The organism is Enterobacter sp. DNB-S2, from assembly GCF_019443845.1.
In the GTDB taxonomy this organism is placed as follows: domain Bacteria; phylum Pseudomonadota; class Gammaproteobacteria; order Enterobacterales; family Enterobacteriaceae; genus Enterobacter; species Enterobacter asburiae_B.
In genome coordinates this window covers 2,069,896-2,092,144 of the sequence record NZ_CP050520.1, presented here as the reverse complement: position 1 = coordinate 2,092,144, position 22,249 = coordinate 2,069,896, and the positions used below count along the sequence as shown (strand labels likewise).

20 protein-coding genes are annotated in these 22,249 nt (G+C 54.9%); 15 read left to right on the top strand and 5 right to left on the bottom strand.

What is annotated here, in order from left to right; translation table 11 throughout:
• Nucleotides 1–272 precede the first annotated feature (272 nt).
• On the top strand, nt 273–1,856 hold the full coding sequence (locus tag HB664_RS09900) for a phosphoethanolamine transferase (protein WP_064672137.1): 1,584 nt from the start codon (nt 273–275) through the stop codon (nt 1,854–1,856).
• 157 nt (nt 1,857–2,013) lie between these two features.
• On the opposite strand, the gene ompX is transcribed toward HB664_RS09900, so the two are convergent.
• The gene (gene ompX, locus HB664_RS09895) at nt 2,014–2,532 is read right to left on the bottom strand and encodes an outer membrane protein OmpX (RefSeq protein WP_023310884.1); all 519 of its coding nucleotides are present in this window, start codon (nt 2,530–2,532) and stop codon (nt 2,014–2,016) included.
• Nucleotides 2,533–2,886: 354 nt separating this feature from the next.
• Between ompX and rhtA the strand changes: the two genes are divergently transcribed.
• From rhtA to ybiO, 6 genes are all read left to right on the top strand, one after another.
• Nucleotides 2,887–3,774 carry a threonine/homoserine exporter RhtA gene (gene rhtA, locus HB664_RS09890; RefSeq protein WP_219940732.1) on the top strand — a complete coding sequence of 296 codons (888 nt, stop codon included), beginning with the start codon at nt 2,887–2,889 and terminating at the stop codon, nt 3,772–3,774.
• Nucleotides 3,775–4,073: 299 nt separating this feature from the next.
• Nucleotides 4,074–4,577, top strand: a complete 504-nt coding sequence (dps, locus tag HB664_RS09885) for a DNA starvation/stationary phase protection protein Dps (RefSeq protein ID WP_010428924.1) — start codon at nt 4,074–4,076, stop codon at nt 4,575–4,577.
• Nucleotides 4,578–4,939: 362 nt separating this feature from the next.
• Nucleotides 4,940–5,683 carry a glutamine ABC transporter substrate-binding protein GlnH gene (glnH, locus tag HB664_RS09880; protein WP_033144999.1) on the top strand — a complete coding sequence of 248 codons (744 nt, stop codon included), beginning with the start codon at nt 4,940–4,942 and terminating at the stop codon, nt 5,681–5,683.
• An 84-nt stretch (nt 5,684–5,767) separates the two neighbouring features.
• Complete coding sequence (gene glnP, locus HB664_RS09875; protein ID WP_003858462.1) at nt 5,768–6,427, top strand: glutamine ABC transporter permease GlnP; 660 nt, start codon at nt 5,768–5,770, stop codon at nt 6,425–6,427.
• The gene (gene glnQ, locus HB664_RS09870) at nt 6,424–7,146 is read left to right on the top strand and encodes a glutamine ABC transporter ATP-binding protein GlnQ (protein WP_032641580.1); all 723 of its coding nucleotides are present in this window, start codon (nt 6,424–6,426) and stop codon (nt 7,144–7,146) included. Before glnP ends, glnQ begins: the two co-directional genes overlap by 4 nt.
• A gap of 124 nt (nt 7,147–7,270) precedes the next feature.
• Nucleotides 7,271–9,484: a mechanosensitive channel protein gene (gene ybiO, locus HB664_RS09865; RefSeq protein WP_219940731.1), complete on the top strand. Its 2,214-nt coding sequence runs from the start codon at nt 7,271–7,273 to the stop codon at nt 9,482–9,484.
• A gap of 46 nt (nt 9,485–9,530) precedes the next feature.
• Here ybiO and rlmF read toward each other — a convergent pair whose 3' ends face one another.
• Complete coding sequence (gene rlmF / locus HB664_RS09860) at nt 9,531–10,442, bottom strand: 23S rRNA (adenine(1618)-N(6))-methyltransferase RlmF (protein ID WP_219940730.1); 912 nt, start codon at nt 10,440–10,442, stop codon at nt 9,531–9,533.
• 243 nt (nt 10,443–10,685) lie between these two features.
• Here rlmF and mcbA point away from each other — a divergent pair, with 243 nt between their 5' ends.
• The 3 genes from mcbA to ybiJ all read left to right on the top strand — a co-directional run bounded on the left by mcbA (nt 10,686) and on the right by ybiJ (nt 11,887).
• Nucleotides 10,686–10,952 carry a DUF1471 family periplasmic protein McbA gene (gene mcbA / locus HB664_RS09855; RefSeq protein ID WP_219940729.1) on the top strand — a complete coding sequence of 89 codons (267 nt, stop codon included), beginning with the start codon at nt 10,686–10,688 and terminating at the stop codon, nt 10,950–10,952.
• Nucleotides 10,953–11,074: 122 nt separating this feature from the next.
• Entirely contained in the window at nt 11,075–11,341 is a 267-nt protein-coding gene (locus HB664_RS09850; RefSeq protein WP_033144995.1) for a DksA/TraR family C4-type zinc finger protein, read from the top strand.
• A gap of 285 nt (nt 11,342–11,626) precedes the next feature.
• On the top strand, nt 11,627–11,887 hold the full coding sequence (gene ybiJ / locus HB664_RS09845; protein WP_023310874.1) for a DUF1471 family protein YbiJ: 261 nt from the start codon (nt 11,627–11,629) through the stop codon (nt 11,885–11,887).
• 116 nt (nt 11,888–12,003) lie between these two features.
• Here ybiJ and ybiB read toward each other — a convergent pair whose 3' ends face one another.
• Entirely contained in the window at nt 12,004–12,966 is a 963-nt protein-coding gene (gene ybiB / locus HB664_RS09840) for a DNA-binding protein YbiB (protein ID WP_219940728.1), read from the bottom strand.
• 266 nt (nt 12,967–13,232) lie between these two features.
• On the opposite strand from ybiB, the gene HB664_RS09835 reads away from it, so the two are divergent.
• The 5 genes from HB664_RS09835 to HB664_RS09815 all read left to right on the top strand — a co-directional run bounded on the left by HB664_RS09835 (nt 13,233) and on the right by HB664_RS09815 (nt 18,594).
• Nucleotides 13,233–13,769, top strand: a complete 537-nt coding sequence (locus HB664_RS09835) for a fimbrial protein (RefSeq protein ID WP_029739812.1) — start codon at nt 13,233–13,235, stop codon at nt 13,767–13,769.
• 68 nt (nt 13,770–13,837) lie between these two features.
• Nucleotides 13,838–14,512, top strand: a complete 675-nt coding sequence (locus tag HB664_RS09830; RefSeq protein ID WP_087822216.1) for a molecular chaperone — start codon at nt 13,838–13,840, stop codon at nt 14,510–14,512.
• A gap of 25 nt (nt 14,513–14,537) precedes the next feature.
• Nucleotides 14,538–17,081: a fimbria/pilus outer membrane usher protein gene (locus HB664_RS09825; protein ID WP_219940727.1), complete on the top strand. Its 2,544-nt coding sequence runs from the start codon at nt 14,538–14,540 to the stop codon at nt 17,079–17,081.
• Between the two features lie 20 nt (nt 17,082–17,101).
• Nucleotides 17,102–18,094 (top strand): fimbrial protein, encoded by a 993-nt coding sequence (locus HB664_RS09820; protein ID WP_045887598.1) that lies wholly within the window; start codon nt 17,102–17,104, stop codon nt 18,092–18,094.
• Nucleotides 18,091–18,594, top strand: a complete 504-nt coding sequence (locus HB664_RS09815) for a fimbrial protein (protein WP_058841685.1) — start codon at nt 18,091–18,093, stop codon at nt 18,592–18,594. The genes HB664_RS09820 and HB664_RS09815 overlap by 4 nt, the downstream gene beginning before the upstream one ends.
• Here the strand turns inward: HB664_RS09815 and dinG are convergent.
• Nucleotides 18,581–20,758: an ATP-dependent DNA helicase DinG gene (gene dinG, locus HB664_RS09810; RefSeq protein ID WP_219940726.1), complete on the bottom strand. Its 2,178-nt coding sequence runs from the start codon at nt 20,756–20,758 to the stop codon at nt 18,581–18,583. The two genes, HB664_RS09815 and dinG, sit on opposite strands and share 14 nt — an antisense overlap.
• 97 nt (nt 20,759–20,855) lie before the next feature.
• Complete coding sequence (gene rhlE, locus HB664_RS09805) at nt 20,856–22,235, bottom strand: ATP-dependent RNA helicase RhlE (protein ID WP_219940725.1); 1,380 nt, start codon at nt 22,233–22,235, stop codon at nt 20,856–20,858.
• Nucleotides 22,236–22,249: the final 14 nt, after the last annotated feature.

Here is a 22,249-nt window from a genome sequence, read left to right as displayed (position 1 = left end):
GTACGCCGCTTCATTTTCCCGTCACAATCTCGCTGTAAACTGGCTTCCAGCCGCCTTATTCCCGATCTTTTTTACGGATTTGCAGTCCCCTTCGCAAAACATCTGCTTAGCAACTGTTGATATTCTTTAGCGCTCGCACTATCTTCTTGCAGCCCTGCACAATTTGCGGCTCGCTGAAGCGGACCCTCATTCCCTCTCCACGCACTGTCAGGCAGGTTATGACCCTTGACGCCAGGGTGAGCACATGGCGTTTTCATCCATGATAGTGACCTATGAATGTAACCCTGATAGATACCGTTGTGACCCGCAGCCGGGCCTTAAGCCCGTGGACGGGTTTTTACTTTTTGCAGTCATTACTGATTAACTTTGCGCTGGGTTATCCCTTTAGTTTGCTCTACGCGGTGGCGTTCACCTGCGTTTTGCATGTGCTGTGGCGATCCGCACCGCGCGTGCAAAAAGCGTTAATCGGGATCTGCTCGCTGGTCGCTGCACTCTATTTCCCGTTTGGCCAGGCTTACGGCGCGCCAAACTTTAATACCCTGCTGGCGCTGCACTCGACCAATATGGAAGAGTCAACGGAGATCCTGACGATCTTCCCGTGGTACAGCTACGTGGTCGGGATCTTTATCTTCGCGCTGGGCGTTATCGCCATCCGCCGTCAGCCGGGCGAGAAAAAACCCTGGGGTAAGATCGAAATACTCTGTCTGGTGTTCAGCGTTGCCGTGGCGTTTGTCGCTCCCATCCAGAATATTCCCTGGGACGGTAAGCTCAGGCTCACCAATATCGGCTATCCGGTTTTCCGCTTCGTGAAGGACGTCGTTGTCAATAATAAAGAGGTTCTCGACGAGCAGGCGCGCATGGCTGAGCTTTCCAATATGAAAGACACCTGGAACGTGCTGGCCGTTAAGCCAAAATATCATACCTATGTAGTGGTGATTGGCGAAAGTGCCCGTCGCGATGCAATGGGAGCCTTCGGCGGACACTGGGATAACACACCGTTTGCCAGTTCGGTTAAAGGCACGCTGTTTACCGATTATGTCGCGGCCAGCGGCTCGACGCAGAAATCGCTCGGCCTGACCCTAAACCGTGTCGTCGACGGCAAACCCCAGTATCAGGATAATTTTGTCACCCTGGCAAACCGCGCGGGTTATCAGACCTGGTGGTTCTCCAATCAGGGGCAAATTGGCGAATACGATACGGCCATCGCCAGTATCGCCAAACGTGCCGACGAAGTGCAGTTCCTGAAGAACGGCGACTTTGAAGCCGACAAAAACACCAAAGACGAAGCGCTGTTGAAAATGACGGCACAGGTTTTCGCCACTCCGCGCACCCAGCCTCAGCTGATCGTCCTGCACCTGATGGGGTCGCACCCGCAAGCCTGCGATCGCACCGGCGGGAAGTACGCGGAGTTCGTGCAGTCCAAAGAGACCTCTTGCTATCTCTACACCATGACGCAAACCGATGAGCTGCTGAGCAAGCTGTACGATCAGCTGCGCAATACGGGCGACAGCTTCTCCATGGTCTATTTCTCGGATCACGGACTGGCGTTTAAAGAGCGTGGTAAAGAGGTGCAGTACCTAGCGCACGATGACAAGTTCCAGCAGAACTTCCAGGTGCCGTTTATGGTGCTGTCGAGCGACGATAAAACGCATCGCGTGATTAAAGCGCGCCGTTCGGCAAATGATTTCCTGCAGTTCTTCTCGCAGTGGACGGGGATTACAGCCGAGCAGATAAAAACGGCTTACCCGTTTGTCTCTAACAAGAAAGCTCCTCCAGTGTACGTTACCAACTTCAAGTTACAGAAAGTTGACTACAACCATCTGGGTACGGATATTTTCGATATTAAGAGTAAGTAATTGCCGTCTCGTGCGGACTGATGCCCTCACCCTGGCCCTCTCCCACGGGGAGAGGGAACAAACACTAAAAACGGCAACCTGGGGTTGCCGTTTTGCTTTTACCTTCAAAAAAAAATCCGCCACATTGGGCGGATTTTTTATTAGCTCACCGGAGTGATTAGAAGCGGTAACCTACGCCCGCGATCCAGGTGCCAACGTCAACGTTGCGGATACGGCTCTGCTCATAGGAGAAGTCCAGAGCAACGTCCTGGATTGGGTTGAACTGCAGGCCTGCGCCATAGGAGAAGCCATAGTCGCTGTTGCTTGCAGTGCGGCTTTCGCTCTGGTTTTCAGTCTGCTGGAATTTACCGTAGCCAACACCTACAACACCGTAGATGCTCGCCCAGTCATTCAGACGGTAAGCTGGACCAGCGGTGATACCGTAGTACTGGCCTTTGTTGTATGCGCCGTTTTCAGAACGATCTTTCTCGGTGTAGGTGAAAGAACCGATCACGCCCAGTGGGTTGTTGTCCTGCTCGTAGCGATACTTCAGGTTGAAACCGTTAGCTTTGTTCATCACGCCCTGATAGTCGCTCTGAGCGTAACCACCAGTAACAGTAGAAGTAGCAGCTACAGCGGTACCTGCGGAAACAGCCAGTACAGCGGCCAGTGCTGAAAGACATGCAATTTTTTTCATAACCACCTCAAATGTGCTTCAAGTAAGTCCGTAAGTTTTAAATATATCAAAAAAATTTGCGAAACTCTTTGTGATTCGTGATGTCTAATGAAACCTTTCCTGTAACAGAACGTTTCCAGCATCAGCTATCTCTTTCAAATCACATGCAATTTTCACTACTAAATGCGCATATTGCGCGTACGCGCCGTTACATTCATCCAGATTATTCCTAATCTATCAGGCGATAAATCCACCAGCGCTTAACCATTTTACGGATTTGACACGGTTTTTTTTCAACAGCGCCTCAACCGTTGCCGCTTATTTCCTTTACACTGCAACCTTTACCTCATTTGACATAAGCTGACAGGAGAAAGGATGCCTGGGTTATCCCGCACGTCGTCGGTCTGGTTGCCGGTGGCAGTCATACTCATTGCCATGTTGTCCATTCAAAGCGGTGCTTCGCTGGCAAAATCACTTTTCCCGCTGGTAGGTGCGCCAGGCGTGACTGCCCTGCGTATCGTGCTGGGCACGGCGATACTGGTGGTCATTTTCAAACCCTGGCGTCTGCGCTTCAAAAAGGAGCAGCGTTTACCCCTGCTGTTTTATGGACTTTCCCTCGGGGCAATGAACTATCTATTCTACCTCTCTATTCAGACGATACCGCTGGGGATCGCCGTCGCGCTGGAGTTTACCGGCCCGCTGGCGGTGGCGCTTTTCTCCTCCCGACGTCCGGTCGATTTTATCTGGGTCGTGTTAGCCGTTCTGGGCTTATGGTTCCTGCTGCCGCTGGGCCAGAGCGTCGCTGAGATCGATCTGACGGGCGCAGCCCTGGCGCTGGGTGCTGGCGCCTGCTGGGCCGTCTATATACTTACGGGCCAGCGTGCAGGAGAAGAGCACGGTCCGGCAACCGTCGCGTTAGGTTCCCTGATCGCAGCCATCGTCTTCGTGCCTATCGGCATGGCGCAGGCGACCGACTCTATCTGGCAATGGTCCGTCATGCCCATCGGGCTGGCGGTCGCGATTCTCTCTACCGCACTCCCCTACTCTCTGGAGATGATTGCCCTTACGCGTCTGCCGACGCGCATATTTGGCACCCTGATGAGCATGGAGCCTGCGCTAGCCGCCATTTCTGGAATGGTATTTCTCGGCGAAACCCTGACATTGACGCAGACGCTGGCGCTCTGCTCGATTATCGCGGCATCAATGGGCTCGACGCTCACCATGCGCCCGGAACCTAAAGTTGAGAAAGTGGATATCAGCTAAGGCCATATATTCTGCATGGCTTCCACGCCATGCAGAATAAAGGCCAGAAAGACAGACGTTATAATTTCTTACACACTTTGTTCTATTTTCGAAATATCCCTCTGCGTTTACATCCCCATCCTGCAATTAAGATTGATCTGTATCAATTTTAAAATTACCCATTCATTTCAATGAATTAAATTCACAAGCCACTTCTCGCTATTAAACCGATAGGCACAGCCAAACCGCAGAGAAAAAATCCGGTGCTATACTTAGTTCCGTAATTACCTGGGACATAAACATCAAGAGGATATGAGATTATGAGTACCGCTAAACTGGTGAAAACGAAAGCGTCTAATCTGCTTTATACCCGTAACGATGTATCGGATAGCGACAAAAAGGCGACCATTGAGTTGCTGAATCGCCAGGTGATCCAGTTCATCGATCTTTCGCTGATCACCAAACAGGCCCACTGGAATATGCGCGGTGCAAACTTTATTGCCGTTCATGAAATGCTTGATGGCTTCCGCACAGCACTGGTGACACACCTCGATACGATGGCTGAACGCGCCGTTCAGTTAGGCGGCGTGGCGCTGGGTACCACGCAGGTGATCAACAGCAAAACGCCACTGAAGAGTTATCCGCTGGATATCCATACCGTTCAGGATCACCTGAAAGAGCTGGCGGACCGCTACGCGATTGTGGCCAATGACGTGCGCAAAGCGATCGGCGAAGCCAAAGACGAAGATACGGCAGACATTTTCACTGCCGCCTCCCGCGACCTGGACCAGTTCCTGTGGTTTATCGAATCTAACATCGAATAATTCATACGAATTTTCTATCAAACCCTCGCCCTCCGGTGAGGGTTTTGCACATCTATGGTGCACAGTTTTTGTCTGCACACCTGCAAAAGTGAACGAAATGTAATAATCACCTCACACAACCGTTAACGGAAGATTGTTTTTTCGTCAGAATTTACGCTAAATATCTCCCCGTCAGTTGAGCCAAACGAAGCGCACCAAAACGGTGCTCCACTTTGGTGCAATAAAGCCTCATTGCCCCATTTATTGTGCAATGCATGACATCATCCCCTTTGCAAAACAATAGCTTGTAAAGTTGGCACGATTTTTTCATTGTGCCACCTGTTCTCGCAGGGGATCGCCCCGTGGATATAAAAGGAAATGCTATGAAGTCTGTATTAAAAGTTTCACTGGCTGCACTTACCCTGGCTTTTGCAGTGTCCTCTCAGGCTGCCGACAAACTGGTTGTGGCGACCGACACGGCGTTCGTCCCGTTTGAATTCAAACAGGGTGATAAATACGTTGGTTTTGATGTGGATCTGTGGGCCGCTGTCGCAAAAGAACTCAAGCTGGATTACACCCTGAAGCCTATGGACTTCAGCGGCATCATCCCGGCACTGCAAACCAAAAACGTTGATCTGGCGCTGGCAGGCATCACCATTACCGATGAACGTAAAAAAGCGATCGACTTCTCTGACGGCTACTACAAAAGCGGCCTGCTGGTCATGGTCAAAGCCGATAATAACGACGTAAAAAGCGTGAAAGATCTCGACGGCAAAGTGGTGGCAGTGAAGAGCGGCACCGGTTCTGTTGATTACGCGAAAGCAAATATCAAAACCAAAGACCTGCGTCAGTTCCCGAACATCGACAACGCGTACATGGAACTCGGCACCAGCCGTGCTGACGCTGTTCTGCACGACACGCCTAACATCCTGTACTTCATCAAGACAGCCGGTAACGGTAAGTTCAAAGCCGTTGGCGAGTCTCTGGAAGCGCAGCAGTACGGTATCGCGTTCCCGAAAGGCAGCGACGACCTGCGCACGAAAGTTAACGGCGCGCTGAAAACGCTGAAAGAGAACGGCACCTATAACGAAATCTACAAAAAATGGTTCGGTACCGAGCCTAAATAATAAGACGTAAAAATGACGTTCACTCGGGGGCGACCTTTCGCCCCTGCTATTTTTGAAACACGGTAACAGTAACAGGAAATTATCATGCAGTTTGACTGGAGCGCCATCTGGCCTGCCATTCCACTCTTGCTTGAAGGCGCTAAAATGACCCTGTGGATTTCGGTCCTGGGTCTGGTTGGTGGGTTGATTATCGGTCTTGTCGCCGGTTTCGCCCGCACCTACGGCGGCTGGATCGCAAACCACATCGCACTGGTTTTCATCGAAGTGATCCGCGGCACGCCTATTGTCGTGCAGGTCATGTTCATCTACTTCGCCCTGCCTATGGCGTTCACCGACCTGCGCATCGACCCGTTCAGCGCAGCCGTCGTCACCATTATGATCAACTCAGGCGCCTACATTGCGGAAATCACCCGCGGTGCGGTGCTGTCGATTCATAAAGGTTTCAGTGAAGCCGGTCTGGCGCTAGGTCTTTCTCGTCGCGAAACGATCCGCCACGTTATTCTGCCGCTGGCGCTGCGTCGCATGCTGCCGCCGCTCGGTAACCAGTGGATCATCAGCATTAAAGATACCTCGCTGTTCATTGTTATCGGCGTGGCAGAGCTGACCCGTCAGGGGCAGGAGATCATAGCTGGCAACTTCCGCGCGCTGGAAATCTGGAGTGCGGTAGCCGTTGTCTACCTGATCATTACTCTGGTTCTGAGCTTCGTTCTGCGTCGTCTTGAAAGAAGGATGAAAATCCTGTGATTGAATTTAAAAACGTTTCCAAGCACTTTGGCCCAACCCAGGTGCTGCACAATATCGATCTGAACATCAAACAGGGTGAAGTGGTGGTGATTATTGGGCCATCCGGCTCCGGTAAATCCACCCTGCTGCGCTGCATCAACAAGCTGGAAGAGATCACCAGCGGCGATCTGATCGTCGACGGCCTGAAGGTAAACGACCCGAAAGTGGACGACCGTCTGATTCGTCAGGAAGCGGGCATGGTGTTCCAGCAGTTCTACCTGTTCCCACACCTGACGGCGCTCGAAAACGTGATGTTTGGCCCGCTGCGCGTGCGCGGTGCCAGCAAAGCGGCGGCGGAAGCGCTGGCAAAAGATCTGCTGGCGAAAGTCGGCCTGGCAGAACGTGCGCACCACTTCCCTTCCGAGCTCTCCGGCGGTCAACAGCAGCGTGTGGCGATTGCCCGCGCCCTGGCGGTCAAACCAAAAATGATGCTGTTTGATGAGCCTACGTCCGCACTCGACCCGGAGCTGCGCCACGAGGTGCTGAAAGTCATGCAGGATCTGGCGGAAGAAGGGATGACGATGGTTATCGTAACCCACGAAATCGGCTTTGCCGAGAAAGTGGCGTCCCGCCTGATCTTTATTGATAAAGGCCGTATCGCGGAAGACGGTAACCCGCAGGAATTGATTGCGAACCCGCCGAGCCAGCGTTTGCAGGAGTTCCTGCAGCACGTCTCCTGATCCATCGCTTTACGCTAAGCCGGGCTTGCCCGGCTTTTTTACGCCAGATTGTTCCCAAAAATCCCCCTCCTCGCCTCGACTTCTATACTTATCATTTTGTTCGACATTTTCACCGGAGGACGCCGTGCCGTGGATCCTGCTGCTGTTGATTAGCCTGTTTAGTGCGCCTTCGTTCGCCGTCGCGATCCCCGGCGTCACCACCGGAACCCCTGCGACCCAGCAAAATACGCCGCCTCCGGAACCCGATGTTGAACAGAAAAAAGCCGCCTACGGTGCGCTTGCCGACGTCCTTGAAAACGACACCTCCCGGCAGGAGCTCATTGGCCAGCTGCGCAAAGCCGCCGCCACGCCGCCGCAGGAGTCGGTGCCAACCCTCACCCCGCCGCAGGTTGATGAGCAAAAAACGGTGCTGGAAAACGTCACCGACGTGAGCCGCCACTATGGGGAAGCGCTCTCCTCACGCTTCGCTCAGCTGTACCGCAACCTGATTGGCTCCCCGCACAAGCCGTTTAACCCGCAAACGTTTACCGCCGCCGCTACGCAGTTCCTGATGCTGGCGGGTGCGGTATTTCTTTTTTACTGGCTGGTGCGCCTGTGCGCGTGGCCGCTGTACCGCAAAATGGGGCAATGGGGACGCAGGAAGAATCAGCATAAAAGCAGCTGGCTGCACCTGCCGTTGATGATAGCCTCAGCGTTTATCATCGATTTACTGCTGCTGGCGTTGACGCTGTTTTTAGGCCAGATGCTGGCCGACAGGCTGAATGCAGGCAACAAAACCATCGCCTTCCAGCAGTCGCTTTTCCTGAATGCCTTTGCCCTGATTGAGTTCTTCAAGGCGCTGCTGCGGTTACTCTTTTGTCCGCACGTGCCGGAGTTGCGTCCCTTCTCCATTCGGGATGCGAGCGCGAAGTACTGGGCGCTGCGTCTGAGCGTGCTCAGCGGGCTGATTGGCTACGGCCTGCTGGTTGCCGTGCCGATCATCTCCAACCAGGTGAACGTCCAGTTTGGCGCGCTGGCAAACGTGCTGATCATGATCTGCATTACCGTCTGGTCGCTGTATCTTATCTTCCACAATAAAAAAACCATTACCCAAAGCCTGCTGAATCTGGCCGATCGCTCCCTCTCGTTCTTTAGCCTCTTTATTCGCGCGTTCGCTCTTGTGTGGCACTGGCTGGCAAGCGCTTACTTCATCGTGCTGTGCTTCTTCTCGCTGTTTGACCCGGGCAATAGCCTGAAATTTATGATGGGGGCGACGTTCAAAAGCCTGGCCATTATCGGCATCGCGGCCTTTGTGTCGGGGCTGCTGTCGCGCTGGATTTCAAAAACCATCACCCTGTCGCCGCAGGTGCAGCGTAATTACCCGGAACTGCAAAAGCGGGTAAACGGCTGGATGTCGGTATCGCTCAAAGTGGCGCGCATTCTCACCGTCTGCGTGGCGATTATGCTGCTTCTGAATGCGTGGAGCCTGTTTGATTTCTGGAACTGGCTGCACAACGGTGCGGGTGAAAAAACGGTCGACATCCTGATTCGCATCGCGCTGATTCTCTTCTTCTCCGCCGTCGGCTGGACGCTGCTGGCGAGCCTTATTGAGAACCGCCTGGTATCGGATATTCACGGCAGACCCCTGCCCAGCGCGCGGGCAAGAACGCTGTTAACCCTGTTCCGCAACGCGCTGGCGGTGATTATCAGCACCATCACCATCATGATCGTGCTGTCAGAAATCGGCGTGAATATTGCCCCGCTGCTGGCGGGTGCCGGTGCCCTGGGGCTGGCCATCTCCTTCGGCTCACAAACGCTGGTGAAGGATATTATTACCGGCATCTTCATTCAGTTTGAGAACGGGATGAACACGGGCGATCTGGTGACCATAGGACCGTTAACCGGCACCGTGGAGAGGATGTCCATCCGTTCGGTTGGCGTGCGTCAGGACACCGGGGCCTACCACATCATCCCCTGGTCTTCGATCACCACCTTCGCCAACTTTGTGCGCGGGATTGGTTCCGTTGTGGCGAACTATGATGTGGATCGCCACGAGGATGCGGACAAAGCGAAGCAGGCGCTGCGCGATGCGGTAGAAGAACTGATGGAGATGGAGGATATCCGCGGGCTGGTGATCGGAGAGCCGTCATTTGCCGGCATCGTCGGGCTGACGAACACGGCGTTTACCCTGCGCGTGTCGTTCACCACCCAGCCGCTGAAGCAGTGGACGGTGCGCTTTGCCCTCGACAGCATGGTGAAAAAACACTTCGATCTGGCGAACGTGCGGATGCCCGTGCAGACGTATCAGGTATTGCCGCCGCCCGCATCGCCGCTCCCGCCGCAGGAGCCGACGCTGTAACCGAGCCGGGTGGCGGCTTTCACCTTACCCGGCCTATGACAGGGTGCTATTTGCGACGTTTGTTGTTGTCCATAAACGTCCAGGCGATAAAGCGGCTCTGTTTCTGGCCCTGCGCCATCTCTTTTTTCACCACTTTTACGGCGCCCGCTTCGGTCAGCGCGCGGTAGAGCGGCGGCAGGTTATCCCCGCGGGAAACCAGCGTCGTGAACCACTTCACCTGACGGCCAAACTGTTTGCTTTCCGCAATCATGCGCAGGATAAACGCCACTTCGCCCCCGTCGCACCAGAGCTCCTGCTGCTGTCCGCCGAAGTTCAGCGCGGCATCTTCAGCCTGACCGAGGTTACGGCGCTTGCGCTCGCTGCCCGCACGGGCCGATGCCGCCGAATCATGGAACGGCGGATTGCACATCGTAGCGTCATAGCTTTCGTTTTTGTGAATAATGCCGTTGAAGATCGACCCTGCATCTTTCTGACGACGCAGGCGAATGGCGCGGCTTAATCCCGGGTTAGCGCTGATAATCGCCTGGGCGCTGGCAAAAGCCTCGTCACCGATTTCGCTTCCGGTAAAGCGCCACTGATATTCATGCGCCCCGATCAGCGGGTAAATCAGGTTCGCCCCGGTGCCAATATCCAGAATGGTGGCCTGCTGTGGCACGACACCCTCATTGCCTTCGGCAAGAAGGTCGGCAAGGTGATGAACGTAATCCGCGCGGCCCGGCACGGGTGGACAGAGAAAGCCTTCCGGAATATCCCAGTGAGCCACACCGTAAAAATGCGCCAGCAGGGCTTTGTTCAGCATTTTAACCGCCTGCGGGTCGGCAAAGTTAACCGAGGGCTCACCCGCTGGGGTCTGAACAAGATAGTCCTTCAGCGGCGGGCAGCTCAGGCATAACGCGTTCATGTCGTAGCGGCTGCGGTGGCGATTTCGCGGGTGCAATCCCGGCTTTTGGGCAGTCATGGCATTCTCCTTTAAACAGCGGCGTAAGATACCCTTTGCAGGCCCAACGGTAAATCTTTCTCTGCGACGCTCAAAAAACCGCCATAAATCAAACACCTTTATGTCTATGATCCGTCAGCGAATTGTCAATTTATATCGTTCAAAAAATAAGCATATCATCATCAAATATTTGCGCTAAGTCACACTCGTCAGGCTTCTAAACTTAAAGGGAATCACCTGTTGTTTCCTCATGAGGATGTGATTATGAAAAAGTACCTGACCCTTGCTGTTATCGCAGCCGCCCTGGCGACCGCGTCCTTCTCTGCCATGGCCGTCCAGTCGCTGACCCAGAGTACTGACAACAGCCAGCTACGCCCTGCGGGCACCGTTTCGGTAAGCCGTGCCAGTAACCTTGACGACCTACAGGCTAAACTCGCCGAAAAAGCCCGTCAGGAAGGTGCAAAAGGATTCGTGGTGAACTCCGCTGGCGGAGATAACCATATGTACGGCACTGCGACTATCTATAAATAACCTGTCTCTTCCACAAGACTGCATCTGCCCAACGGGTGCAGTTCTCTTCTCCCTTCGCCTTGATTGTTCATTTTTTAACCCCATAGTAAACGTATGGCCTAAACCGATTTCAGGAGGACGCTATGGCTTCCGGCTGGGCAAATGACGACGCTGTTAACGAACAGATCAACAGTACAATTGAAGATGCGGTTGCGCGTGCCCGCGGTGAAATTCCGCGCGGCGAAAGCTTAACGGAATGCGAAGAATGCGGAGAACCCATTCCGGAGGCGCGTCGAAAAGCCATCCCCGGCGTGCGGCTTTGCATTACGTGTCAGCAGCATAAAGATTCGAAAAACTCATCTCACTCAGGATATAATCGCAGAGGTTCGAAAGACAGCCAGTTGCGTTGACTTTACTTTACCCAGGCTAACCGAGCCCGCACGTTCCTTTACGCTCACGGTTTTTAGCCAGACGCGTAGCAAAACGTGCCCTTCGTATTGCTTCTGTAAAGCGCATCCGTAAGAAGTGTAAAGGGGTGCTTTGAATTTATTAATATTCAATAAGTTATTTGTCATTCAATTTTTTTGAGCAACCACGTCAATTCTCTTCGATTTTATCACTCGCAAAAAACCGTGATACTTATCACATCGACGGAACATCGTCCCCTTAACAGAAACACCTGCGAGAGATTAATTATGAAAACCATCAAATATGCTGTAGCTGCTGTTGCCCTGTCCGCTCTGTCTTTCGGCGCTTTCGCCGTAGAGCCTGTCTCTTCTACTCAGGCACAGAACATGAACAAAGTTGGTGTGGTCAGTGCTGATGGCGCCACCACGCTGGACGGCCTGGAAGCCAAACTGGCTGAGAAAGCCGCTGCTGCCGGTGCAAGCGGATACACCATTACCTCCGCTAACGGCAATAACAAGCTGAGCGGTACCGCGGTTATCTACAAATAATCGACTGAATGAATGCTGTACCCTCGCCATACCCTCTGGTGAGCTGCTCCACCCTCATTGACCCTGTTGTTGTTACCCTTGCTTGCCCGTCCGCCACTGGACGGGCTTTTTTTTGTCTAAAACGCCTGCGCCACGCGTTCAAGCCCGGCCTGAACGGATTCCACTTCTCCGGTAGCCAGCAAACAGCAGGCCATCTGCAGCTTGATCGAATGCGGAACAGGAACATTTCCGGCAAGGCACTGCTCAATCCAGTGGGCTGTAGTATGGGGATCTTTTGCCTCAGGCAGTATCACACCGGTATTCTCTTCCCCGCGCTCAAGAATAGCGCGCGTGCCTGCAGAATCAATCAGCATCACCTGCGGGCAGCGCTGCGGGTTCGCATAAACCTCTCCTTCCGTTCCGTGCATCAGCAACGCCCTTGCGCCAATTGCCTCAAAGAACTGCCCCACGCGCGCCACGTATTCCGGGTGCGAGACGCTGGAAAGACGCAGGGCGGCATCTTCACCAAACGGCGTGGCCAGTTTCGCCAGCGTGTGCGCGCTGTTGCGCACGCCCATGCGCCAGCGCATATCGAGCTGCTTTTCCAGCGGCGGGCAGAGCGTGCCGACCGGGATATAAACAGGCTGATGACCATCCAGCTTCGCCTGCGCCTGGCCGGCATGACGCGTTGGCTCGATGCCCAGCATCCCGAAAATGGTCTCCGTCAGCACGCGAGTGGGATCTTCGCTAACGCCGTGCACCACAACCGGGAACCCCATCTTGTGTAACAGGATAGCGAGCAGCGGGGTTAAGTTTGCCTGCTTGCGCGCGCCGTTATAGCTCGGGATCACAATCGGCATCGGTTTCGCCACCGGCGGCGTTAAGCGCAGCGTTTGCGCCTGCATGGCATCATAGAAACCGCGCATCTCCGCTTCACCTTCGCCTTTGATACGCAGCGCAATAAGAATACCGCCCAGCTCCAGCTCCGGTACCTCGCCGTTAAGCATGCGGGTATAAAGCGCACGCGCGGTTTCAAGGTCCAGATCGCGGGCGTGGTTTTTGCCTCTGCCTACCTCTTTGATAATTTTACGATAATCCACGACATTTCTCCTTACAGCAGGTTATCAACAATATAGCCCTGATGATGACTCCGCTGTTAGTTTTTTTGCCCACTCTGCGGTTTTTTATAATCAGTTGTTTTAGTAAGAAAAATTATTTTTCAAGAATTAATTGAATTATTTGGAAGCCGCGCGGGACCTTTCCCGGCCTGAATTTTCTGATTAAATAGCCAGCGGTGAGTAGTTGAGACATAACTTCGAATAATGCGGGATGCAGATGTCGAAAGGAGAAACATACAGGTTTAAATATGAAAAAAGTCACTTTAGGTATATTCATTGCTGCCGCTTTGGGATGCTCTGCATCTTCTTTCGCAGCATCCACCGGTGAAGGGCAAATTAACTTCACAGGTGAAATTATCGATTCCGCCTGTCAGGTGGTTAACGGCTTAAGCAGTCCGCTGAATGTTGCGCTGGGCAAAGTCTCCAAAACAGCGTTTACCGGCGCAGGCTCTACCAGCACCTTAACGAAATTTGATATTCAGTTAAAAAACTGCCCGGAAACGGTCACATCTGCAGCCATCAACTTCGGTGGTACGCCAGATGCGGATAATAACACCACGCTGGCCTTGACCCCGGGTGCGACGACGGCAACTGGCGTGGCGATTCAGCTGGTGGATTCTTCCGAACAGCCCGTCAGTTTATATACGCCTTCGAAGCAGTATCCTTTAGCTGCTGGCACGACGGTAAATAATCTGGAGTTTGGCGCACGTTATATACAGACACAGGCATCGATCACTGCCGGCCAGGCTAACTCAGCGTCTACTTTTACAGTTATTTATAACTGATACGATCAATAAGGAGATATTCGCCTTCACGCGAAGGTTAATATCTCCTCTTTCTTTGAGACAGATTTATGCGACACAGTTATTTATTAAGCGCACTTTTACTGACCGCAGTAACAGCCCATGCAGGTGTGATTATTAATGGCACCCGACTGGTTTATCAGGGAGAGAAAAAAGAGTCTTCGATTGGGATTTCCAATCCGGATGATATTAACTATCTGGTACAGTCCTGGGTGGATACCGGTTTGAAAAAAGGCGGTAAAGCGCCATTTCTGATTACCCCGCCGCTGTTCCGTCTGAACGCTAAAGAAGACAACGTGCTGCGCGTGGTGCGCACCGGCGGAAATATGCCAGAAGATCGCGAGTCGTTGTACTGGTTAAATATTAAAGCCATTCCTTCTTCAAGCCATGAAGAGGGCGTTAATACATTACAAATAGCCATTAATACCCGTATTAAATTGCTGTATCGCCCTGCATCGATTAAAGGTAAACCCGAAGCAGTGGCTGATAAACTGGAATGGCACCGCGAAGGCAATGATCTGGTGGTAAACAACCCCACGCCTTTCTATATGAATTTCCAGAGCGTAACGCTGAACGGCCAAAAAGTGGCAAAAGCTACCTGGGCTGTGCCAGATACCTCTACCCGCTTTGCCCTTCCGGCAAATATGAACGGTAACACCGTAAGCTGGTCGGTCATTAACGATTACGGAAGCATCAGTAAAACCTGGTCTGCACCCGTTCGTTAATACTCTATTCAACGCCTGGATAATCATGTACAGCACAACTAAGCCGCTATTACGTCGACTGCGTGAAATGCTGCCCACTTTTTGTGGGATAGCGGTGACATGCTGCGCGCTGCAGGCCCACGCTGATGATTATTTTAACCCTGCCCTGCTGGATATTGATAATCCAGAGCAGGCAAAGACCGATCTCTCTGTTTATGAAAACGGTCCCGGTCAGGCGCCAGGTAAATATCAGGTCACGATGTTCGTCAATAATAATAAAATCGACACTCGTGACGTCCTTTTTATATTACAAAAAGATGCGCAGGGAGATGATTCCCTGCAGCCATGCCTGAGTCTGGATGAATTAACGCATCTGGGCATCAAAACCAAAGATTATCCAAAGCTGGCGGCAAAAGGGGAATGCGCGGATATCAGCGCCATCCCTTCGGCCTCGGCGACTTTCCGTATCAAAAACCAGCAACTACTGCTGAGTATTCCCCAGTCGGCGCTGGGCCAGGTGCCTCGCGGCTATATCGATCCGAAAGAGTATGACGAAGGGATCACCGCGGGCATCCTGAACTATAGCGTTAACGCCAGCCAAAGCCACGCCCGCCAGCATGGGAAAGCGGACAACAGCAGCCAGTTTATTAACCTGCGCCCCGGTTTTAACACCGGTGCCTGGCGCGTGCGAAATTACAGCACCTGGAACCACAATTCGGATGGCGGTCAGGGCGACGGCAAGCTGACCCCGGTCTATACCTATGCCCAGCGCGATATCGTGGGGCTGAAGAGCGAGCTGACCATGGGACAGAGCAGCACCCAGGCCGACGTTTTCGACAGTGTCTCTTACACTGGCGCACAGCTGGCTACCGAAAGCGACATGCTGCCGGACAGCGAGCGCGGGTATGCCCCGGTGGTACGCGGTACGGCGCACAGTAACGCCCAGGTGGTGGTTCGCCAGAATGGCTACGTTATCTACCAAAACACCGTCGCCCCCGGCGCGTTTGAGATTAACGATCTCTACCCCACCGGCAGCAGCGGCGATCTGAACGTCACGGTAAAAGAGACCGACGGCAGCGAGAGTCACTTCGTGGTGCCGTTTGCCTCCGTGCCGGTGCTGCAGCGGGAAAAACACCTCAAGTACAGCATCGCTGCAGGGCGCTACCGTTCATATGATAAAGAGGTTGAGAAGACCCCTTTCGCCCAGGGCAGCGCCATCTATGGCCTGCCACACGGCGTCACCGTTTACGGCGGTACGCAGCAGAGTTCGCATTACCACTCCGCCGCGCTCGGCGCAGGGAAAAACGTTGGAGACCTCGGCGCGTTCTCCGTAGACGTTACCCGCGCCAAAGCGTTACTGAAAAAGCGCAAAACCAGCAAAGGGCAATCCCTTCGTCTGCGCTACAGCAAAAATTTTATCGCGACCGGCACTCACTTTTCGCTGGCGGGTTATCGCTACAACAGCAAAGGCTTTTACACCCTGCAGGACACCATGGAGTCCTGGACCAGTGCAAACGACTGGTCCGCTCCACAGCAGCGCCGCGCACGGGCGGAGGCCACCGTCGACCAGACGCTGGGCGAAAAGTGGGGTTCGGTGACGCTAAGCCTGGTGAAAGAGAGTTACTGGAGCCAGCGTCAGGATATGACCTCCCTGAGCGTTAACTACAACAATAGCTGGCACGGCGTGAGCTATAGCCTGAGCTACAGCATCAATAAAAACAGCGACGACACGGACGAGGACGGTAAATCCATCAGCTATGACCGACAAATCGGCCTTAACGTGTCGGTTCCGCTCGACCGCTGGCTGCCTAACACCTGGGCAAACTACAGCCTGAACAACGGTAAAGACGGCACCACCCACAACCTGGGCCTGAATGGTACCGCGCTGGAGGGAGACAAGCTGAGCTGGAACGTTCAGCAGGGACTGGACAGCGCCAATAACAACACCTCCACCAGTATGAATGCGGATTACAAAGGCACCTACGGTGAAGTGCGCGGCGGCGTAAGCCAGGACAGCCATCAGCACACCGTGAACGCCGGGATCCAGGGCGGCATCGTCGCCCACTCTGACGGCGTCACCTTCGGTCAGACCCTGGGAGAAACCGTGGTGCTGATTAAAGCGCCGGGAACGCACGGCACGCACGTTGCCAACCAGACGGGCGTGGAAACGGACTATCGCGGCTATACGCTGGTGCCGTTTGTCACTCCGTGGCGTCACAACCCAATTTCGCTGGATACCGAGACGCTGCCAGACGATGCCGACGTGACACACGCCTCGCAGACGGTAACACCAACGCGCGGCGCGATAGTTCGCGCCAGCTTCGATACTCGCGTGGGCAACCGCGTCTTAATGACGCTGGCCTGGAAAGACAAACCGCTGCCCTTTGGCGCAACGGTCACCACGGAAGACAAGAGCAGCGAATTTATCGTCGGTAACGACGGCCTGGTGTATCTCACCGGACTGCCGCAGCAAGGACGCCTTTTCGTTTCGTGGGGCAAGGAGGCGAGCGAGCATTGCGTCGCCGATTACGCCCTGACGCAAGAGAAGGATGACACCAACATTATTAACGCTGCCGCGCAGTGTCACTGATTAACACCGGACCGATCAGAATGCAGATAGCAAAATCGTTTTTCTTACTTTTAGTTCTGGCGACGGCAGCACTCTTCATGCCGCACGCAAAGGCCAACTGTGTCTCACCAAATTTACCAGCGCTGCTGTCGTTAGCGTCTATTTCAGTGCCTACCAGCCTTCCCGTGGGAGAAACCATCCCGGGAACGGAACGTTCGGCTCACATTGCGGGGGGCTGCTATACAGCCGAAGACGCAGGCCGTCAGATCATTGCCTGTTACCACGGCCTAGGTAGAGAGACTCCCAATATCCCTGGTGTTTATGAGTCGGGTGTTGCCGGGATCGGCGTGTCGCTCCGAAACAGTAAAGGGGAGCGTGTGATGGGAGCAGCAGACCAAATCTGCACAACTAAGTCTTCCGTGGGTCAGGTGTCTGATTCGAGCGGTAGCGATGGTTCATTTGCGTTTAGCTTCGACGTCTCGCTGGAACTGGTGAAAACCAGCGAGGTGGTAACCGCCGGTACACTCACATCCAGTAATACACAATTTGGCTTTGGTGTTGAGCAAGTAGAAAGCTTGAGTTATCCAAACACCCTCTCCTACTCAGGTAACGTGGTGGTTAAAGCAGTCACCTGCACCGTATCACCCAAATCTCTGACCGTCACGCTGGGGGATTTTCCGGTGAGCCGTTTTACCGGTCCGGGAACCCTGGTCTCCCAGTCGGTATTCAATATCGACATGCTCTGCGATCAGGATGTACAGCCGGAAATGATGATCACCAGCGCCAATGGCTATGAAACGAATTTTCCTGGCGTGATCAAATTAACGCCGGAAAACGGCGTGGCGACCGGCGTGGGGGTGAGAATGCTCTTTAACGGTCAGATACCTGTTTTCGGGCAATACATGGATACCTTTACCGCCTATGCCAATATCCGCTCGCAATATCCCTTCAGCGTCTCTTACGAACAAACCAGCTCGGAGGTAACGCCCGGAACGGCGAATGCCGTCGCAACCATTACGGTGGCCTACAAATGAAAACCTTATTAGCCCTTTTACTCCTTGGAGTCGCCAGCCAGAGCTTGGCGGAAGAGATTCAGCTCGATATTCGCGGAAACATTTATGCCAACGCCTGCCAGGTAGACAGCGCCAGCCAGAACCTGACGGTCAATCTGGGCAAAGCGAATGCCGGCGATTTTAAGGATGTGGGCGATACCGGACAATGGCATTCATTCGACTTAACCCTGTCGAAATGCCCAACCACTTCCGTGCTGGCCACGGCCACCTTTCACGGTCAGCCAGACAGCATTCATCCGACTAAATTCGCCAGCACCGGAACAGCGAAAGGACTGGCGCTGGAGCTTGCCGACCCGCAGGATCAGATCTCGCTTGCCCCGGACGCCAGCTTCAGCGTGTTGATCAACCAGGACAATCACACGGCGGATTTCCCGCTGGCCGCCCGCTATTACGCCACCTCATTGCCGGTCACGGCAGGAACGTTCAGCAGCGTGGTGCAGGTGACCTTCATTTACCAGTAGGACCGCGCCCCTTAGCACGGAGGCTTTTCTTGCGCCCGGAAGTCAGTTTGACCGGCGGTTTTTTTACCTCGGGCACTTCCGGCTGTTCGATCGGGAAGATCGGCAGCGCGTTCAGGAGCCGTTGGCCGTAATTTTTGGTGAGCAGACGTTTGTCATAAATCACCACCTCGCCCCAGCAGCCGTGGCTACGAATCAAGCGCCCGACCTGCTGAATCAGGTTAAACGACGCCGCAGGCAAACTCTGTACCTCAAACGGATAGCGGTTGAGGCTTTTCAACCATTCCCCCTCGGTGATCACTACCGGGCTGTCGATGGGTGGGAAGGCGATTTTATGGATATGCACCTGCGTCAGGTAATCGCCTTTCAAATCCAGACCTTCAGCAAACGACTGCAACCCCACCAGCACGCTGCGCTCGCCGTTATCAATGCGCTTACGGTGGGTTTCCACCAGCCGGTAGCGCGGCTGATCCCCCTGCACCAGCAGGAGTAAACGCAGATCGGTGACGTGTTCGAGGAAGCGCTGCATCGCCCGCCCGCTGGCAAACAGCACCAGCATACCGGGGTACTTTTTACTCTCGACCTGCTCGCGGAAGTAGGCCGCCATTTCCGCGATGTGCTGCTCTTCGTTGTCGATGAGCGGCTCGAATTTCATGCGCGGAATGACCAGCTTGCCCTGCTCGCAGTGGTTAAACGGCGAGTCCAGCGCCACGAAACGGTCGCCCGCTTTCTCTTTTAGCCCGCTCATCTCCTGCAGCCTTGAGAAGCTGTTCAGGGAACGCAGCGTGGCAGAGGTGACAACCACGTGCGGCACGCTGCGCCAGATCAGCTTTTCCAGCTGATCGGCCACGCGGATGCCCACGCAGTGGAAAAAGAGGTGCACCTGCCCGTCCCGCACTTCGCGGGTGGCCCATTTGGTGACCGGCGCGCCGGACGCCTGCGCCATCGAGGCCAGCCGCCAGAGCTTGCTCTGCGCTTCGAACATCCCCAGCGCGCGGTTCATCTGCAGCAGAACGCGGTGCAGACGCACCACGTCATGCGAGCCGGTTTTCTCGCTGAGATCGTTTAAGAACATCTCCGCCAGCCCGCGCAGCTTTTCCAGATGTTTCGCCAGCTGCTGGCAGATCTCCATCACCTCTTCCGGTAGCTCACCCATCGCAAAGCGGTGTTCGGCTTCCTGGGTTGCCGGAAGATAAAGATTCAGGATGTTGTTCAGGGATGAAATGAGGCTATAGACCTCTTCACAGTGGTCGCTCAGCCGCTCCGGCACCGCCAGCGGCGGCGTGGTTTTCGGGCGGAACTGCTCCATGCAGGTCGCTACCAGCTTGCAGAAGAGATCCAGCTGCAGGCGGAACCACGGAGCGGTGATTTCGGCGCTCATCTCCAGCGCATCCCGCGCCACGTCCGGCAGATGGTGGCCTTCGTCGAGCACCAGCAGCAGGTTTTTGGGCTCCGGCAGCACCGCTTCGCTCTCCAGCGCCGCCATCACCAGCGCGTGGTTTGCGACCACAACCTCCGCCTCCTGAATCTCGCGCCGGGCGACAAAGAACGGGCACTCGCGGTAGTAGTGACAGTTGCGGTTCAGGCAGCTGGCTTTGTCGGTGCTGAGCCTGCGCCACAGGTCGTCGCTGATGGCCTGGCTGGTGTGATCCCGCAGGCCGTCCCACTTATAGCCGTCGAGCTCGACTTTGAGTTTTGCACACTGCTCCTGCTCGGCCTTATTGTTTGGCGTTAGCTCGTCATCCAGAAACGCGAGCAGATCCTGCTGATTCGGCTCGCTGCTGGCCAGCGCCGCCAGGTTACGCGGGCACACGTAACGCCCGCGCCCAAAGGCTGCCGTAAACCGCAGGTCGGGGATGATTTTGCGCAGCAGGGGTAAATCTTTGCTGAAGATCTGATCCTGCAGCGCCACGTTGGCGGTGCTGACCACCAGCGTTTTGTCCTCTTCCCGCGCAATCGCGATGCCGGGAATAAGATACGACAAGGTTTTCCCGACGCCGGTTGGGGCTTCAATCGCCAGATGTCGCCCGTCGTCCCCGGCGAGCGTTTTTGCCACGTCAGCAATCATCTGCCGCTGCGGCGCTCGGGGGATAAAGTCGGGGATCTGCTGCTGTAGCGCCTTATACCATGCGCCAATTTGCGCCTTGAGCGCAGCGGTTAAAGCCATCGGAAAACCTGAAATACTGTATAAACAGCCACTATTGTGGCACTTTCTCTTCGCTGCCGCAAAAAGAAAAGCCCGGCTTTACGACCGGGCTTCCAGATTACTGCGGGTTAGCAGGCTTGCGCGGGCGGCGTCGACGCTGCCCTTCACCTGCCGGTTTCCCTTCGCCGCTGCGCCACGGGTTTTCACCCGCCGGTTTGCTGTCGTTGTTACGACGCGGCGGTTTGCCGGATGATTTCGGCGCACCGCCTTCGGCACGACGCGGCTGCTGACCGCGACCGCCCTGACCACGTCCACCGCCGCCCTGACGACCGTTCTGAATCGGCTCGGCTTTGATCGACGGATCCACTTCGTAACCCGGGGTTTCGATGCGCGGGATCTCTTTCTTCAGGAGGCGCTCGATGTCGCGCAGCAGCTTGTGCTCGTCCACGCAGACCAGAGAGAGCGCTTCACCGGTTGCCGCCGCGCGGCCGGTACGGCCGATACGGTGAACGTAATCTTCCGGCACGTTTGGCAGCTCGTAGTTCACCACGTGCGGCAGCTCTTCAATGTCAAGGCCACGGGCGGCGATGTCGGTCGCCACCAGCACGCGGATGTCGCCGGATTTGAACTCAGCCAGCGCACGGGTACGCGCGCCCTGGCTCTTGTTGCCGTGGATCGCCGCACTGCGAATGCCGTCTTTGTTCAGCTGTTCCGCCAGGTGGTTGGCGCCGTGCTTGGTGCGGGTAAAGACCAGCACCTGCTGCCAGTTGCCCTGGCCGATCATCTGGGAGAGCAGTTCCCGCTTGCGCTTTTTATCCACAAAGTGAACGTGCTGCGTCACCTGCTCGGAGGCGGTGTTGCGGCGCGCCACTTCCACTTCCAGCGGGTTATGCAGCAGCTTTTCCGCCAGCGCCTTGATCTCGTCGGAGAAGGTCGCGGAGAAGAGCAGGTTCTGACGACGCGCGGGGAGCTTGGCCAGCACGCGACGAATATCGTGGATAAAGCCCATGTCGAGCATGCGGTCGGCTTCGTCCAGCACCAGAATTTCAACCTGGTCCAGCTTCACCGCATTCTGGTGCTCCAGATCCAGCAGGCGACCTGGAGTCGCAACCAGAACGTCGACGCCGCTGCGCAGCTTCATCATCTGCGGGTTGATGCTTACCCCGCCGAAAACCACCAGCGAACGAATGTTGAGATAGCGGCTATAGTCACGCACGTTCTCACCAATCTGCGCCGCCAGCTCGCGGGTTGGGGTCAGGATCAGGGCACGAACCGGACGACGGCCTTTGGCGTGCGGCTGGTTTTTTACCAGCAGTTCCAGCAGCGGCAGGGTAAAACCAGCGGTTTTGCCGGTACCGGTCTGGGCGCTCGCCATCAGGTCACGGCCCTGCAGAACGGCGGGGATCGCCTGCTGCTGGATTGGGGTTGGCTCAACGTAGCCCTGCTCTGCGATCGCGCGCAGAATTTCCGGGTTCAGGCCAAGGGAATCAAAAGACATAAAAACTCCGAACC

Excerpts from the sequence above, each read along its gene's own strand:
- glnP (WP_003858462.1), top strand. The coding sequence starts at position 5,768 with ATGCAGTTTGACTGGAGCGCCATCTGGCCTGCCATTCCACTCTTGCTT.
- HB664_RS09835 (WP_029739812.1), top strand. The coding sequence starts at position 13,233 with ATGAAAAAAGTCACTTTAGGTATATTCATTGCTGCCGCTTTGGGATGC.
- mcbA (WP_219940729.1), top strand. The coding sequence starts at position 10,686 with ATGAAAAAGTACCTGACCCTTGCTGTTATCGCAGCCGCCCTGGCGACC.
- dinG (WP_219940726.1), bottom strand. The coding sequence starts at position 20,758 with ATGGCTTTAACCGCTGCGCTCAAGGCGCAAATTGGCGCATGGTATAAG.
- HB664_RS09900 (WP_064672137.1), top strand. The coding sequence starts at position 273 with ATGAATGTAACCCTGATAGATACCGTTGTGACCCGCAGCCGGGCCTTA.
- ybiJ (WP_023310874.1), top strand. The coding sequence starts at position 11,627 with ATGAAAACCATCAAATATGCTGTAGCTGCTGTTGCCCTGTCCGCTCTG.
- ompX (WP_023310884.1), bottom strand. The coding sequence starts at position 2,532 with ATGAAAAAAATTGCATGTCTTTCAGCACTGGCCGCTGTACTGGCTGTT.
- rhlE (WP_219940725.1), bottom strand. The coding sequence starts at position 22,235 with ATGTCTTTTGATTCCCTTGGCCTGAACCCGGAAATTCTGCGCGCGATC.
- rlmF (WP_219940730.1), bottom strand. The coding sequence starts at position 10,442 with ATGACTGCCCAAAAGCCGGGATTGCACCCGCGAAATCGCCACCGCAGC.
- HB664_RS09850 (WP_033144995.1), top strand. The coding sequence starts at position 11,075 with ATGGCTTCCGGCTGGGCAAATGACGACGCTGTTAACGAACAGATCAAC.
- HB664_RS09820 (WP_045887598.1), top strand. The coding sequence starts at position 17,102 with ATGCAGATAGCAAAATCGTTTTTCTTACTTTTAGTTCTGGCGACGGCA.
- rhtA (WP_219940732.1), top strand. The coding sequence starts at position 2,887 with ATGCCTGGGTTATCCCGCACGTCGTCGGTCTGGTTGCCGGTGGCAGTC.
- dps (WP_010428924.1), top strand. The coding sequence starts at position 4,074 with ATGAGTACCGCTAAACTGGTGAAAACGAAAGCGTCTAATCTGCTTTAT.
- HB664_RS09830 (WP_087822216.1), top strand. The coding sequence starts at position 13,838 with ATGCGACACAGTTATTTATTAAGCGCACTTTTACTGACCGCAGTAACA.
- glnH (WP_033144999.1), top strand. The coding sequence starts at position 4,940 with ATGAAGTCTGTATTAAAAGTTTCACTGGCTGCACTTACCCTGGCTTTT.
- HB664_RS09825 (WP_219940727.1), top strand. The coding sequence starts at position 14,538 with ATGTACAGCACAACTAAGCCGCTATTACGTCGACTGCGTGAAATGCTG.
- HB664_RS09815 (WP_058841685.1), top strand. The coding sequence starts at position 18,091 with ATGAAAACCTTATTAGCCCTTTTACTCCTTGGAGTCGCCAGCCAGAGC.